13 protein-coding genes and 1 pseudogene are annotated in these 14,832 nt (G+C 40.4%); 9 read left to right on the top strand and 5 right to left on the bottom strand.

Going from position 1 to position 14,832, the window contains the following annotated elements:
- Window positions 1-707 precede the first annotated feature (707 nt).
- From RMZ42_RS09230 to RMZ42_RS09200, 7 genes and pseudogenes are all read left to right on the top strand, one after another.
- Entirely contained in the window at window positions 708-995 is a 288-nt protein-coding gene (locus RMZ42_RS09230) for a Mo-dependent nitrogenase C-terminal domain-containing protein (RefSeq protein ID WP_322671137.1), read from the top strand.
- Window positions 996-1,164: 169 nt separating this feature from the next.
- Window positions 1,165-1,835 (top strand): annotated as a pseudogene (locus RMZ42_RS09225) (response regulator transcription factor).
- A gap of 193 nt (window positions 1,836-2,028) precedes the next feature.
- Window positions 2,029-2,997, top strand: a complete 969-nt coding sequence (arsM, locus tag RMZ42_RS09220; protein ID WP_322671136.1) for an arsenosugar biosynthesis arsenite methyltransferase ArsM — start codon at window positions 2,029-2,031, stop codon at window positions 2,995-2,997.
- Between the two features lie 172 nt (window positions 2,998-3,169).
- Window positions 3,170-4,135: an inorganic phosphate transporter gene (locus tag RMZ42_RS09215; RefSeq protein ID WP_322671135.1), complete on the top strand. Its 966-nt coding sequence runs from the start codon at window positions 3,170-3,172 to the stop codon at window positions 4,133-4,135.
- Window positions 4,136-4,178: 43 nt separating this feature from the next.
- Window positions 4,179-5,186 carry an arsenosugar biosynthesis radical SAM (seleno)protein ArsS gene (gene arsS / locus RMZ42_RS09210; RefSeq protein ID WP_322671134.1) on the top strand — a complete coding sequence of 336 codons (1,008 nt, stop codon included), beginning with the start codon at window positions 4,179-4,181 and terminating at the stop codon, window positions 5,184-5,186.
- Window positions 5,186-5,956 carry an SDR family NAD(P)-dependent oxidoreductase gene (locus RMZ42_RS09205; protein WP_322671133.1) on the top strand — a complete coding sequence of 257 codons (771 nt, stop codon included), beginning with the start codon at window positions 5,186-5,188 and terminating at the stop codon, window positions 5,954-5,956. The genes arsS and RMZ42_RS09205 overlap by 1 nt, the downstream gene beginning before the upstream one ends.
- Before the next feature lie 62 nt (window positions 5,957-6,018).
- Window positions 6,019-6,333: a hypothetical protein gene (locus RMZ42_RS09200; protein ID WP_322671132.1), complete on the top strand. Its 315-nt coding sequence runs from the start codon at window positions 6,019-6,021 to the stop codon at window positions 6,331-6,333.
- Between the two features lie 15 nt (window positions 6,334-6,348).
- On the opposite strand, the gene RMZ42_RS09195 is transcribed toward RMZ42_RS09200, so the two are convergent.
- Entirely contained in the window at window positions 6,349-7,380 is a 1,032-nt protein-coding gene (locus RMZ42_RS09195; protein ID WP_322671131.1) for a ParA family protein, read from the bottom strand.
- Window positions 7,381-7,778: 398 nt separating this feature from the next.
- Entirely contained in the window at window positions 7,779-8,699 is a 921-nt protein-coding gene (locus tag RMZ42_RS09190) for an alpha/beta hydrolase (RefSeq protein WP_322671130.1), read from the bottom strand.
- A gap of 170 nt (window positions 8,700-8,869) precedes the next feature.
- On the opposite strand from RMZ42_RS09190, the gene RMZ42_RS09185 reads away from it, so the two are divergent.
- Window positions 8,870-9,493, top strand: coding sequence for a Uma2 family endonuclease (locus tag RMZ42_RS09185; protein WP_322671248.1), 624 nt, complete (start codon window positions 8,870-8,872; stop codon window positions 9,491-9,493).
- Here RMZ42_RS09185 and RMZ42_RS09180 read toward each other — a convergent pair.
- The 3 genes from RMZ42_RS09180 to RMZ42_RS09170 form a co-directional block, all read right to left on the bottom strand.
- Window positions 9,488-12,169, bottom strand: a complete 2,682-nt coding sequence (locus RMZ42_RS09180) for a U32 family peptidase (protein ID WP_322671129.1) — start codon at window positions 12,167-12,169, stop codon at window positions 9,488-9,490. The genes RMZ42_RS09185 and RMZ42_RS09180 overlap by 6 nt on opposite strands.
- A gap of 87 nt (window positions 12,170-12,256) precedes the next feature.
- Window positions 12,257-12,688 carry an HNH endonuclease signature motif containing protein gene (locus RMZ42_RS09175; protein ID WP_322671128.1) on the bottom strand — a complete coding sequence of 144 codons (432 nt, stop codon included), beginning with the start codon at window positions 12,686-12,688 and terminating at the stop codon, window positions 12,257-12,259.
- A gap of 5 nt (window positions 12,689-12,693) precedes the next feature.
- Complete coding sequence (locus RMZ42_RS09170) at window positions 12,694-13,056, bottom strand: hypothetical protein (RefSeq protein ID WP_322671127.1); 363 nt, start codon at window positions 13,054-13,056, stop codon at window positions 12,694-12,696.
- A gap of 241 nt (window positions 13,057-13,297) precedes the next feature.
- Here RMZ42_RS09170 and RMZ42_RS09165 point away from each other — a divergent pair, with 241 nt between their 5' ends.
- The gene (locus RMZ42_RS09165) at window positions 13,298-14,410 is read left to right on the top strand and encodes a hypothetical protein (protein ID WP_322671126.1); all 1,113 of its coding nucleotides are present in this window, start codon (window positions 13,298-13,300) and stop codon (window positions 14,408-14,410) included.
- Window positions 14,411-14,832 lie beyond the last annotated feature (422 nt).

The raw sequence follows: 14,832 nt of genomic DNA, 5'->3' as shown, positions 1-14,832 counted from the left end.
ATATTTCCGTAGCTATTTTCCCAAAATTTTCGCTTGCATAAATTACATTAACGTGCTATAAAACACCAGTAATTGCACGTAAAAATCTTTACTTATATTAGCTTGATATTAAATTGATTAATAAATACGTAGACTAGATAGAAACATCAAGTACTATCAGTAACCTGAAAAATTCTGTATCGTTCAGGGATTGAGCCGAAATGTTTGTCAAATAGTTGCAATTTGCTGAAAAGCCTTGTCCTATCTGCCTTTTTGCCCTGAAAAGGAGCTTCTTTACTAGAGAAAGGTTACGGGGTTCAGTTTTGGATGGGTTTTTCAATATGAAGTGAAAAGTCAGAACAAATTATCGCGAACTGTAGTACTTGAATGTGTAGTTAACACTAATCTTTCTACCTCTGTAGAAAACCAAAGAAAAAATAATAAGGGACATCCAAAAATTCAATTACTCAATTTTTGCATCCAATAGGAGCAGGGGGGACGAGGGGACAAGGCAGACAAGGGGACGAGGGGGACAAGGGGACAAGGTAGACAAGGTAGCAATATCTCTACCTTGTCTCTCCGCAGACAAGAGTCTTCCCAAAGCGATTGATTATTTTTTTATTTGGAAGTCCCTAAGTGCATAAAACTACAAAACCTAACTGTATTTATTTATAGAGGTTCAAATACAAAAAACTCAATTTAGTTTGAAATTATCAAGGTAAAAAATTATGACAAGCTTTATTCAAGTTCACTCACACAACGATCTACTGCACCCAGTCCGCGAGTGGTTGGAAACGATAGAAATTCATAACTCTAAATTGGCTCATTTTCTATGCAAAGCTATTCCTGCTCAATGTCCCTTTGAGCGAGATATCATGCTGCTTGGCCGGAAGCTATTTCATATTCCACCTATGTGTAAATTAAATCCTCTATACGAGGAAGTGGTTGGTTTGCGTTTTAGAGCGCTCTGTTATCTCGCCGATGAATGTGGTGAAGATATCACAGCTTATTGCTGATCGCCAGTTGGATTGTTCTTCGATCGAGCAGCGATCGGTAATTGCAGATTTACGGTTGTTACTTACTCAGGTTTATACTAAGCTAACGTACACCTAATTAGATGTTTGGCTATTAAGTAGCTAACACTATTGTTGCTTCCCGTATCCTGCTGAAATTATTAAGATCATCATGACGCACATCTTACTGATTGAAGATGAGGTCAAACTGGCACGATTTCTTGAATTGGAATTGAATTATGAAGGCTATCAAGTCAGTATTGCCTACGATGGATTAACTGCACTCACCGCAGCCAGAGAGTTGCATCTGGATTTAGTAATTTTAGACTGGATGTTGCCTGGTTTGTCGGGGTGGGAAATTTGCAGCCGCCTGCGGAATATCGCCCAGAAAGTGCCGATAATTTTATTAACCGTCAAAGATGAAGTAAGCGATCGCATTGCAGGTTTAGACGCTGGTGCTGATGATTACCTCGTTAAACCCTTCAGCGTTGATGAATTATTAGCCAGAGTCAGCACTCGCCTACGAAGAAGCAAGTAGAGTACGCAGATGTTTTAGAATTTGAAGACCTAAGTTTAAATCGTCGCACGCGGGAAGTATACCGAGATCGGCAGTTAATTGAGTTAACTGCGAAGGAATTTGATTTACTAGAATATTTATTGGCCCATCCGCGACAGATAATTAGCTGCGATCGCATTTTAGAGGAAGTCTGGGGTTATGACTTCATGGGCGATGCCAACATCATTGAACCTTACATTAACTACTTGCGCCTGAAACTTGAAGCCAATAATGAAAAATGTCTCATTCAAACTGCGATCGGTGTTGGCTACACATTGCATGATTGAATTGGAGAGAGACAAGCGAAAGATTTTTCAATAATTCTTCCTTATTCCCTCAGTGCCTATTGCCTAAAAGCAAAAGGCCTCAACATAGCAAACTTTGGCGTTTTTGGCAATCTCTACAAAAACTCATCCAACTTAGAGTTAATTATATTAGGATGCACAAAGCTATCATCCAAAATCCAAAACTCAAAGTGGCATGACCTATCTAGAAACAGCAGCACAGTTCTATGACGAAGTTGCCCAAACCCCGCAAGTTGGACTTTGTTGTGTACAAAGTACGCCTCTGCAACTACCAGGATTGAAAATTTCTTTGCCAATGCAGGAAATGAATTATGGTTGTGGCACCACTGTTCACCCCACTGAACTAGGAAACCAACCTACTGTGCTGTACGTCGGTGTTGGTGGCGGTTTAGAAGCGTTGCAATTCGCTTATTTTTCCCGTTATGCAAGTGCTGTAATTGCCGTTGAACCGGTTGGGGCTATGCGGGAAGCAGCTGCACGTAATTTGGAAATTGCTGCTCGAGAAAACCCCTGGTTCAACACCAGCTTTGTCGAAATCCGCGAAGGTGATGCTTTTAACTTACCTGTTGCTGATGCTAGCGTCGATATCGTGGCACAAAATTGTCTTTTCAATATCTTTGAACCAGAAGATTTAACTCGTGCTTTAAAAGAAGCATATCGGGTGTTAAAACCAGGTGGACGCTTGCAGATGAGCGATCCAATTGCGACTCGTCCCATTCCAGCACATCTTCAAAAAGATGAGCGGCTGAGAGCCATGTGTTTATCAGGCGCACTCACATATCAAGAGTATACTGAAAAAATTATAAATGCTGGTTTTGGTCAAGTTGAAATTCGTGCCCGTCGTCCTTATCGCCTACTAGATTCCCAGACTTATAATTTAGAAGAAAACCTACTTTTAGAAAGTCTGGATTCAGTCTCATTTAAAGTTGTCATTCCAGAAGATGGTGCTTGCATTTTCACTGGGAAAACAGCAATTTATGTTGGTTCTGAACTTTTCTTTGACGATTTGGCAGGTCATATACTTCAGCTAGGTATTCCGGCTGCGGTGTGTGATAAAACGGCTGCTAACCTTGCTGTTAGTAACCCAACAGAAATAATTGTTACCAACTCAACCTGGCACTATAGCGGTGGTGGCTGCTGTTAATTTATTTAAGAAAGAATTCAGATGTCAGGAGCCAGAATGGGCTAAACCTTAGCTATCCGCTAACAGAATGGTTCTGTGCAACTGGGTGATGAATGCACAATTTCAATATTTTCACTAATTACATTCTGAATTCTAGATTCTGAATTCTGACTTCTTTTTTATAAACTCCAAAATGTTGTTAATAAGTCTGTTTTTAGCTACGCTTTTTTTAGCATATTCAAATGGAGCAAATGATAATTTTAAAGGTGTAGCGACGCTGTTTGGTAGCCGAACTAGCAGCTATCAAACAGCAATTTTATGGGCAACTTTCACAACTTTTGCTGGTGCAATAACTGCGACTTTTTTGGCAGGAGCGTTAATTAAAAACTTCTCTGGAAAAGGACTATTACCTGATGCGATCGCTAATTCTCCAGAGTTTCATCTTGCAGTCGCGATCGCCACTGGATTGACTGTAATCATTGCTAGCCTCATCGGGTTTCCCATTTCCACAACTCACAGTTTAACAGGTGCGCTGGTTGGCGCTGGATTAGTTGCGATCGGACTACAAGTTAATTTTGCAGCTTTAGGAACTTCCTTTATTTTGCCTTTATTACTCAGTCCGATCGTTGCTATTCCCTTGTCCACAGGAATTTACAGCTTATCTGGCTATATTAATTCAAAATGGCATCTACCAGTCAACCAAAAAATGATTGATGCTTGTCATTTTTTCAGCGCTGGAATTGTCAGTTTTGCTAGAGGATTCAATGCTACTCCTAAGATTGTTTCACTCCTTCTAATTATTGAGTATTTCTCGATTCAGGGAGGAGCGATCTTGATAGCGATCGCAATGGCACTTGGCGGTTTACTCAACTCCCAAAAAGTTGCAATAACCATGAGTGAAAAGATTACTTCAATGAATCATACTCAAGGCTTATCAGCAAATATAGTAACTGGTATTCTGGTCATTGCAGCTACTCGGTTTGGGCTTCCAGTGTCTACCACTCACGTTTCAGTTGGTTCTATTTTTGGTGTTGGATTAATTAACAAAAAATCTAAATCTAATACTCGTGTTTTTTATCAAATTTTCCTATCGTGGATTTTAACTTTACCAACTGCTGCAATTATTAGTGCAATAACCTACAGATTATTGCAAGGTTAGAAAAATTTAAAATTGTTGTGCAATTTTTTAGGAGTAGTAACTAATGCAAACTCAAGCAAAAATTATACGAGATACAGCAGTCACAGCCTTTAAAAATAAACTCAGTTCACCTTTGACAAAAAAAGGAATCACTGTTTTACAAATTAATCTAGGTAAGCGTTGTAATCTTGCTTGTACACACTGTCATGTAGAAGCCGGGCCAAAACGTACAGAAGAACTTTCTCCTGAAATTTGCGAACAATTGATTTCACTAATCCATAAATTTCCCGAAATTAAAATTGTGGATTTGACTGGTGGCGCACCTGAAATGAATTATGGATTTAAGCCACTAGTAGAAGCAGCCAAAACAACTGGGAAACAAGTTATTGTCCGGTCTAATTTGGCGATTTATTTTGAAGATGGATTTGGTGATTTACCACAATACTTTGCCCAACACCAAGTAAGAATTGTGGCTTCTCTACCCTGTTACCTAGCAGATAATGTTGATAAAATGCGCGGTACTGGTGTTTTTGATAGTTCAGTCAAAGCTTTGCAGTGGCTTAACCAAATGGGCTATGGTAAAGACCAAAATTTAATTTTGGACTTGGTTTTTAATCCCCAGTTACCCACCGATGAAAAATTTTCTTTAGCTCCCGAACAGAGCAATCTAGAACGAGATTACAAAATGTTCTTACAAGAACATTTTAATATTGTGTTTAACAACCTCTTTACCTTTACTAATCTACCAGTTGGTAGAACCAAAATGCATTTAGAACGAAAAAAACTGTACGCTAGCTATTTGCAGTTTTTAGAGTTGCATTTTAATCCCAGCACAGTTGAACATTTAATGTGTCGCGATGAACTTTCAATTGACTATCTGGGCAATGTATATGATTGTGACTTTAACCAAATGATGAATTTGCCTGCAAAAACTCGTAATGGTGAAACTTTGACAGTTGGCAAATTATTAGAAGCTGGCAATTTAGACTTAATTAATGAGGTACAAACTGCTGCTTATTGCTATGGTTGTACTGCTGGGTGTGGTTCTAGTTGTGGTGGTGCTTTGCTCTAATGTCTTTTATCGATGAAATTAATCCTGTCAATGCTTTGATTGTGGGAGCCAGCCAAGGTATTGGTTTAGGTTTTGTGAAAAAATTGCTACACGATCGCACAATAGCTAAAATTTATGCAACTTCTCGTCAACCGAAATCGGCCTCAGAGTTAATAGCTCTTGCAAACGAATATCCTGAGCGATTAATTTGTTTGGAGATGGATATTACTGATGAGTTACAGATTATTGAAGCTGTTCAAAAAATACATAATCAAGTTGATAAACTGCATTTGGTAGTCAACTGTGTAGGACTGTTACATGAAGATACTTTGCAACCTGAAAAAAGCTTAAAACAGATCAATTCAAAAAATTTGCTGCGCTACTTTCAGATAAATAGTATTGGTGCTGTCTTACTGGCTAAACATTTATTGCCTCTGTTTCGTCATGGAGAACGCAGCGTGTTCGCCACTATTTCTGCTAAATTGGGCAGTATTGGCGATAATCAACTTGGTGGATGGTATGGCTATCGGGCTTCTAAAGCAGCACTCAATATGTTGATGCGAACTGCGGCAATTGAGTATAAAAGAAGTTGTCCGAAAGCATTAATAGTAACATTACATCCTGGTACAACTGATACCCGCCTTTCTCGTCCTTTCCAAAGAAATGTACCTGCGGAAAAATTATTTTCAGTAGAACGTACTGTTACCCAATTATTGGCTGTGATCGAACAGCTTCAAGACGGCGATAGTGGACACTTTTTCTCATGGGATGGGAGCAGATTGCCTTGGTAACTGCGTTACGCTGATGCTAATGAAACCTACGTTATTTGTAACCTCAGCCTATGAAGTTTTTTGTGCCAGCAGCCAAAGATGATATCAAAGCAGAGCAGGTGTATAGTGCTCTTGCTCAGTCTCTTAAAGCACCAATAACCGAAAAGCGTATTTGGAAGTTACAGTGGCGCGATCGCGAAATTGATATGGAATGCGAGGTAGGGAAAGCTTTACCATCCTCTTACCAAACTGGGAAAGAGCTAGTTTTGGCAATCTTTGAGTGTGAAAACCTTTATAAGATTTGTACTCTTACCCGTGGAGGAGTAAAGGGAGAACCTATTTTGGTTGAAAAAAACTCTCAGTCCTCAGCAATATATTTTTCGGATAATGTAAATTGACAAGAAAAATGATTTTTAAACGCAATATTTAATTATATTATCGGCTATTTCTCTAAAGTGATCTTTAAGAAGAGAAATCTGCTCTAGCTGATTCCAAGCCCAGTTTCCGCTACCTTGTAATGTCTTTATCGGGCGGAAATTTTTAAGTTGAGAAACAGGTACATTTTGCCAAATACTGTTTTGAACTAAGACATTCATGTCCTCAATTTCTCCAATTTGGTAATTATTTGGAAGTCCCTGGCACAGATTACCATTTAGTCTTGGAATAAGATCCGTTCTAATAGAATCAGAAATTTTATCGTGGTGAATTTGATCTGCCTTCACTAGTTGGTTATTTCGAGTGTCAAAACCGTTAAAAATCCACCCAGCAAATTTCGGAGAGCCTAATTGGTCATACTGAGTCAGATAAGGGTTAGAAGACTTAAATCGCTTAAAACCACTGCCCCAATCCTGAAAAAAACCAGGGAGCATTTCACCTATCAACCCAACACAGTATGCGCTGAAAGTGTCAGATGTGCATGGAACAATGAAATAATCAGACGAGTAGAGCGCAGCTCTAACCAAAGCACCAAAAGATGGAGGTAAGTCAATCAATGCGTAATCATAGGGGTCTACGTCGTTTCTTTTATTCGCAAAGTCAATCAGGTCACGCAGTACAACATATTTAGCAACACCAGTACCTGTAAGTAAATCAGAACCAACACTTAGCGATTCTGAGTAAACGTTCAGCCAAAAGTCGCCAGCTACAATCTCTGCCTTAGAGTGCGTATGATGTCCTTTGTGGCTAAAAAATTCAAATCCCCCTGTATTTTGCAAAAATCTTTGTAGGTAGGCACGGATGGTAGTTCCATAGGGTACATTCTGAGTTGGTAATGTTTTAGTAAAGTTGTTAGTACCCAAGACAGCTAAAGACAGATTGCACTGTGGGTCAAAATCAATCATCAGTACACGCTTTTCTTTTCGTGCTATTGCGTCTGCAAGATTCCACAGAATCGTTGTTTTTCCTACTCCACCTTTATTATTAAAAATTGAAATTATCTTGGTCATAAGCTAACTACTATTCTTAATGAAGTTCTAAAAACCACATAGTTATAATTAACTGTATGTTATTGGTTGTAGTATAAAATACATAACTTTAGTTTAACTAACTAAAATAGCAATCTGCCTTTTGTAAAGATTTCTTGACACACAAGTATTTCTACAGCTATTTCAGAGTTGAGTTTATTCAATGGTTCAACAAAATCAATTCCATTTACTGATGCTGGCATAGCACTCTATAAAATGGATAGGAGAATATATATTGCTTATCAAACTAAAACTTATTATGAGTTTAAGTCTACTTACACTTTGTAAAGCTATGAATTGAGGCTAATACTCTGTCTTCAAATCGCTTTTTGCCTAACATAGCTGATAATTCTGCCTGACCTACTTTTAAAATTTAGGTTCTAAGAACTAGGAAACTCTAACTCAGCGTTTCCCCGTCCTAACTGCACCACCTCAGATGGTAGGTGTCGCTCTAACCAATCTTCCAAATCAGCCATTACCTCTCGATAATTGAGGTCACGCTGAATTTCATGATAAGCTTCTGGATACTCGATTCTCAGCTTATCTGTATAATTTACCCGTTGATAAAAGATGTCGCTTCCCACAGGTAAAGCAACTCGGTCTGCACCACCGTGGAGAATCAACAATGGTAATTGCCAATCACCTGCGTGAGCATTAATCCAATCAACTGTTGCAAAAAATTCTGTAGCTAGACGGGCAGTACCAAGGGTATGTCGCATTGTATCCTGAGCGATCGCGGCTACAACCTGCGGATCTCGTGAAGCAGTACTGATGTCAATACCTGTATTCAGTGTGAAACGCGGCCACACCCGTGAGAGCATTTTTCCTAAAAGTACCCGAATCGGTGAAACCCCAACTTTCCCCAAGGTTGGCGCAAGAGCGATCGCACCCTGCAATAATGATGCTTGTTGGGGATAGCGCAGAATGTAATCTAAGACAATCACCGCGCCTAAACTGTGACCCAAGAGAAAAACTGGACATCCAGAATTCTGAGTCTGAATTAACTGTAAAAAGGCTCCCAAGTCTTCACGAAACTCACTCCAAGCGTTGATATAGCCTTGCTGACCCGGTGAGCGTCCATGACCGCGCAAGTCTAAGGCATAGACAGCGTATTGCTTGGGTATCAACTGCTCAATTATATTACTGTAGCGATCGCTGTGCCCTCCAAGTCCATGCACAATAGCTAATATTGCCCGGACTTTACCCTCTGGATGCCAGCTTTGGTAATACAGTTCAAGTCCTCCAACACCTGTAAATCTGCCTTCTTTACGAGAAGCTAGGCGATCGCTATGGTCAATCATACGGTTAATTTTTTACGTATTCTCCCAACAAGCTACTAAAAAGTCAACATTTATAGTAATTACAGTTAATTGAGTTACCCTCATCTATTTAAAGTATCTTGAAAATAATTCCCCAACTTCTAACCGTGGGTTGGTTAATGATCTCTAAACCAGAGTCAGGAGTAAGTGTGATGTTTCAAGCCTTACCAAAAACGATCGCTTTTGAAGAATTCCTCAATTGGAAGCCAGACGGCGGATGTTATGAACTACACGATGGGGTAATTGTTGAAATGCAGCCAGTAGGAGATCATGAAGAGATTAATGGTTTTTTAGCGGGTGAAATCACTTTAGAGTTCAAACGATTAAAACTTCCATACCTCATACCCAAGCAAGCGCTGGTTAAGGTTCCTGACAAAGAATCAGGTTATTCGCCTGATGTGATAGCGATCGATCAAAAGAATCTTTCAGCAGAACCGATGTGGAAAAAGTCTTCAACGGTTACTCAAGCTGCGTCGGTTCCACTAGTTATTGAAGTCGTCAGTAGTAATTGGAGGGATGATTATGCATCCAAGCTGGTTGACTACGAAACTTTTGGCGTTCCTGAATACTGGATTATTGATTATTTAGCTTTGGGCGGTAGAAGGTACATAGGTAATCCCAAACAACCTACTATTTCCATCTATTATTTAATGGACGGTGAGTATCAAGTTAACCTATTTCGGGGTAATGACCGGATTGTATCGCCCACTTTCCCAGAATTGAATTTGACCGCCGAACAGATTTTTCAAGCTGGACGTTCAGAAAATCAATTATGACCGCAGTGCTGATACTCCCATAGGGCCACGAGTCACACCCAGCTGATTTTGCAACTTCAACTCGCGCCAGAGTTGGGAACCTGTAATCTCACCTTGCAATAATTGACTATAAAAATGTATTGTTTTACTCACTTGTTCTGGTGTTTCATTCACAAATTCGATGCGAAACTGACGTAATCCCAGTTCTATGAGGCGCTGTACGTACTCGGCTCCCGTTTGAGCAGTGCCGTTAAATACAGTATTTCGACAACCTACATCTGCTTTAATAACGTGTTCGCTACCTACACGGTCTTTTAATTTCACTTCCTGTTTTTCACAAGGTCGTCCACAGTTAGTATAGTCTGTACCCGTTGAGAGAAAGGCGCAAAAAACACAATGCTCCATGTGAAACATCGGTATATGCTGATGGATTGTTACCTCAAACCACTGGGGTGGACAACTAGTGAGCAGGTCTTGTAGTTGGGTAATATTCAGGTCATAAGATGCCGTCAGCCGTTCTAAACCAAAGTGTTGCTGAAAGTAGTCTGCTGTTAAGGGATTAGCAACGTTGAGCGAAAAATCTCCGATACAACGGTCTGCTGCAAAGAATTGCAATTGGTCATAATTCCGTATCAGATAGCCATCCGCTTCCGAGGCGCGTACTTGCTGCAAAATCCAATTTTCTCCCGGTTTGGTAATTCGGGGTGGTGCAACCCAAATTGTGGGGAGTTGGGAATTAGGAGTTAGGAGTGCTGAGTTATCAGTTAAAAGTGAAGAATTTTCTGCTTTGTTTTTTTGCTGTTGCTGGCGCACCATTTGCACCGCTTCTTGGTAGGCACGGGGGTCTTCAAATTCACAATACAGTGTTTCAATACCAGCTTTGAGGGCGGCTTGGAGTTGCTTGAGATTTCGTACTAGGACGATGAGTAAAGGAAATGTAGCTTTAGCTTCCCGCAGGGTGGGAGATGAGGGGAGTAAGTTTTGGAAAGAGACATCAGAAGCTAATTGCCAGCGTTTGGGTTGACTTCGCAATTCTTCCAACTGTGCTACGATTTCCCGCCGCATCCGGTTCAACTCACTTACGGGTAGCATAATAGCGCCGCTGAGGTGGTTGGTTAGTGTTCCTAAACAGAAAGGGGTGTTACCGAGACGACCGAATTGTTCTTTTAAACGGTCTGTATCTAGTGGTTTGGTGTGCGCTTCAACTAGAGAAGTTGCAGATTCTACCTGTACAATATTACCGAGTTTATCGCGGGCGATCGCAATCAACGCCTGACCAACTTCTCCATAAACCTCTACATCAATCGGACGTTGAAATTGAGGATTCTCGCCAGCAAAACTCTGCCGCAATTGCTTATCGAGTTCTGGATCGCTGGTTTTCCAAATGCGATCGCCTATATGCACTCGGCGCAGGTTCAAGTCATTTCGACCAAATGTCAGCATGGTTTCTTTACCTTTGGATACCACAGCATAAACCCGGCCGCCTTCTTCCTTCGCCTCTGGATGACCGCAGTCAAACACAATTCCATCTCCCGGTTTTACAGGCGCTTCCAGTTTGACTGTTACCTGTTCGTTGTGAATGCGGCTGACTTCACCTAAATAAACCCCACGTTTTTTGCCAAAGCGGGCGTGAACTAATTCCTGATTATTAATCCCGCCAAACCAGCCCGTGTAGAGTCCGCGAGAAAATGCCATTTCTAGGTTGTAATGTTCTTGGTCTGATTGACCTCTCTCCCAGTCTCTCTCTGTTGGCGTAAGCCTGCCGTTAGGCATAGCAAAGATGGGAGCTTTTATTCCCCCTTCCCTAGTAGGGAAGGGGGTTAGGGGGTTAGGTCTTTCCAATTCCGTCATTACACTATCCAAAGCTTGCCGATAAACACGGGTAACATTAGCAACATACTCTGGAGCTTTCAGACGACCTTCAATCTTGAGACAAGTTACTCCTGATTTCACCAAATCGGGCAGAACGTCTAACCCTGCTAAGTCTTGAGGACTGAGTAAATATTTGCGATCTTTTAAATTCACAACTTCGCCATCAGCGATTAAATCGTAGGGCATCCGACAAGCTTGGGCACATTCACCTCGGTTAGCAGAACGTCCACCTAAAGCCTCGCTAGTCAAACACTGACCGGAATACGCTACGCACAAAGCACCGTGAACAAAAACTTCTAAGGGCAGCGAAGTTTCTTGTTGGGCAATCTGCTGCTGAATTTTATTGATTTCTTTGAGAGAACATTCACGTGCCAGCACCACCAATTGACAGCCAAGAGATTTGGCAAATTCGACTCCAGCCGCACTGGTAATTGTCATTTGCGTGGAAGCATGGATGGGAAAATCGGGGGAAAGTTGACGGATGAGACGGCATATACCAATATCTTGAACGATCGCTGCATCCACACCTGCTGCAATAATTGTGCGGAGATATTGCTGTGCTTCTGCTAGTTCTTTGGGAAATATGAGTGTGTTGACAGTGACATAACCCTTTACGCCCCGACGGTGCAGGAATGTCATCAATTGGGGTAAGTCCGCCTCAGTAAAATTTTCTGCCCGCATTCTGGCGTTAAACCGATCCAAACCGAAGTAAATCGCATCTGCCCCATTTTCCACAGCAGCTTTAGCACACTCCCAATTACCTGCTGGCGCAAGTAGTTCAGGACGTTGAAGGGAAAGTTGCAAAGGGGAGATATCGCTTTTCATTAGATTTAGGGAGGTTTAACTAGCACCATAGTGATTTTATCGAAGTTATTGAGGGATGGGGCGATCGCTCTTTCATCTGCGGTTCATTCAATCTTCTGGAGGATGCCAACCCGCAAGTACCCAATAACTATGAACTTCTAGTGCATCTGCATCATCACTCAAATGTAGAACTGCAACAGTTGCTCTACCAGTCGGCGTTTTGCCAACAATACGTACACCATCTTCACTCCAGCCAAAATGCTCAAACCAGACTTGAGTACGAGGGTTAAATAGCTTTACCGTTTCGCTCGTCTCTGGATCAAACCCTGTAGTTTTATCACTTTTGTAGCGATTACATAGGGGACAAGCTAACCACAAGTTTGATTCATCATTGCTACCATTTTTAGATATGGGAATAATATGTTCGATTTTCAAACGTGCCATTACTAAACGCTGAGGACTCAAACAATAACCACATCGGTTTCTAGCAGCACTGCGGACACGACGTTCTATTTCTACAGAAATGTAAAAACGGGCCATTGTTATTAATTGAGGGCTGGTTTCAAGCCGCGTTCAACAGCTACTTTTAAAGCTCTTGCTTTACTTACTAAGCCATGTCGATAGACCTGCATGAGTTCATCTAGTTGACGAACTTCTGCATCATTCAACTGTCCCTCTCGATGACGCGCTTGCAAGTCACTGAAAACCTCTTGCTGCTCAGTTTCCATCTGCATATCGCACATAGCCAAAATCCGATCATCCGGTAGAGACTCCAGAGGTAGTTCGGTAATGGCGCGGTCAATCCATTCTAGTAATACATCTTCAAGTCGCCGATGTGTAAAAGCAGCGATTTCCTTTGCTTTTTGTGCCAGTGTTTCAGGGAGTTGAAGGGTGACAATTTCAGCCATTTTCTACCTGCTTGCTTTTACTTATGATTGTATCTGCGATCGCTCTGCATCTTCTGGTTAAAAAATAGCGATCGTTTTTCTTTATTAGCGTGGACGGTTCGTTAAAAAGAGCGATCGCTATTGCATAAACTACAACTCAAATTGGGAATACTGAGTAAAGGGCAGGTATTTACTGTGCGGAATCGAAGCAACTACCTACCATACATCACGCTGCTGAAATTTTAGCAACTAGGAGAAAATTGTGAGTTTACCAGTTACAGTAACCTTTATGCTTGCTGATTGGATTGTCAAAGGACTAACAGATGGAACTCTTGAACGGGTTGGAGGTGTAATTAGGGAAGTAGGCAGTAAGCGAGTAATTACTTGGTTAAGAGAGGTTAATTCACCTACTCAAGGAATTTTGCAGGTAACTAGTGCAGTCAGTATATTGAACCTGGGTGTCTCAGTTATAGGCTTTGTTGTAATAGCACAACGGCTTAAGGAATTAGAACAACGCTTACAACAAGCACAAAAAATTTTAAATAACATTAATCGTAAAATCGACCTTAGTTTCTATGCAAATCTTCGTGCTGCAATCGAATTAGCAAATAATGCTTTTACAATGACCAAAACTGAAAATCGTAGAAATAGCGCCCTACAAGCTATTAACCGTTTTTTAGAAGCAGAGCATATTTATGCTGAATACACCGATATCGAAATTGAGCAAAAAAGCCAAATTATTGATGAATATCTACTAACTTTATCTTTAGCTTACCTAGCTGAAGCACGTTGCTATTTAGAATTAGAAGAACATGATACAGCACTTCGCCGGTTTCAAGAAGGAGCAAAAGTTCTCCGTTCACGTATTAAAAAATATATTGACATTGTACTTACTTCTAACCCAGCAGCATACTTACAACCTTGTTACAAAGGTCAGATAGATTTGCGTAGGCTAACACAAATTTACCAGTGGATTAACCCCAATTTAGATGAAAATGCAGTTTTTGATTTGCAACGTGAGAACTTATTTAAAATGGGAGAAGAGTTATATTCTATATATAAATGGGTAGATTCACTCCCACCAGCAATTTTAACTCGTGATGAAGTTCAAGGAGGTTGGTTCGGCCCAGATCATAAGGATTTAAAACAAGAAGCAGATAAACGTCTTCCTAAAGTTATGGAAGCTGTAGAATCTATGATAGAAACCCATCGCCGTTTTAAATCTTACCAAACAGAAGTGCAAGCAATATCCCAATTAGGAATCAGCTTTCATAACTGGCTTAAATTAACTCCGTCTACAGAAATTAAACCAGACGGCGCAGAATTAATGTACATAATTCCATCTAAACCTTTAGAGTTACAGCCTTTCATCTGAACTAATTACAAGATTAAAGATGAATTAATCAAGGTCAAGAAAGTCTCTGGGAGTAATAATCTGGTTTTGATATTCGGCTAGGGACTTGAGTGATAAAAGGTCTTGATCTCCTGTGATTAAAAATTCTGCATTGGCATCTTTAGCAAGTTCTCAAAATTTGTTGTTATCTGGATCTCTACAGATGTTTATTTGAGATTTTATTTCTATAAAGATTCAAATTCAACAAGAAGCAAATTTATTCCATCCATTATTATTGGAAATTTTTCTTCAGGTATATTTAATTCATGAAAACATTTATCTCTATATTTTTCTTTTTTGGTAAAGTTAGTGATGGCTTTAACTAATGGCTTTTTTACTTCGTAGCTTTCGTAAGGATTCAGGTCTAATATTCAGGAAGTAGGGAAGGGCGAGACAGATAATTA

The sequence above is a fragment of the Nostoc sp. DedQUE05 genome (genome assembly GCF_034530955.1).
In the GTDB taxonomy this organism is placed as follows: Bacteria; Cyanobacteriota; Cyanobacteriia; order Cyanobacteriales; family Nostocaceae; genus Nostoc.
The sequence above is the reverse complement of the archived record's forward strand: the minus strand, read 5'-3'. Positions and strand labels throughout refer to the sequence as shown.

Excerpts from the sequence above, each read along its gene's own strand:
- RMZ42_RS09230 (WP_322671137.1), top strand. The coding sequence starts at position 708 with ATGACAAGCTTTATTCAAGTTCACTCACACAACGATCTACTGCACCCA.
- arsM (WP_322671136.1), top strand. The coding sequence starts at position 2,029 with ATGACCTATCTAGAAACAGCAGCACAGTTCTATGACGAAGTTGCCCAA.
- RMZ42_RS09215 (WP_322671135.1), top strand. The coding sequence starts at position 3,170 with ATGTTGTTAATAAGTCTGTTTTTAGCTACGCTTTTTTTAGCATATTCA.
- arsS (WP_322671134.1), top strand. The coding sequence starts at position 4,179 with ATGCAAACTCAAGCAAAAATTATACGAGATACAGCAGTCACAGCCTTT.
- RMZ42_RS09205 (WP_322671133.1), top strand. The coding sequence starts at position 5,186 with ATGTCTTTTATCGATGAAATTAATCCTGTCAATGCTTTGATTGTGGGA.
- RMZ42_RS09195 (WP_322671131.1), bottom strand. The coding sequence starts at position 7,380 with ATGACCAAGATAATTTCAATTTTTAATAATAAAGGTGGAGTAGGAAAA.
- RMZ42_RS09190 (WP_322671130.1), bottom strand. The coding sequence starts at position 8,699 with ATGATTGACCATAGCGATCGCCTAGCTTCTCGTAAAGAAGGCAGATTT.
- RMZ42_RS09185 (WP_322671248.1), top strand. The coding sequence starts at position 8,870 with ATGTTTCAAGCCTTACCAAAAACGATCGCTTTTGAAGAATTCCTCAAT.
- RMZ42_RS09180 (WP_322671129.1), bottom strand. The coding sequence starts at position 12,169 with ATGAAAAGCGATATCTCCCCTTTGCAACTTTCCCTTCAACGTCCTGAA.
- RMZ42_RS09175 (WP_322671128.1), bottom strand. The coding sequence starts at position 12,688 with ATGGCCCGTTTTTACATTTCTGTAGAAATAGAACGTCGTGTCCGCAGT.
- RMZ42_RS09170 (WP_322671127.1), bottom strand. The coding sequence starts at position 13,056 with ATGGCTGAAATTGTCACCCTTCAACTCCCTGAAACACTGGCACAAAAA.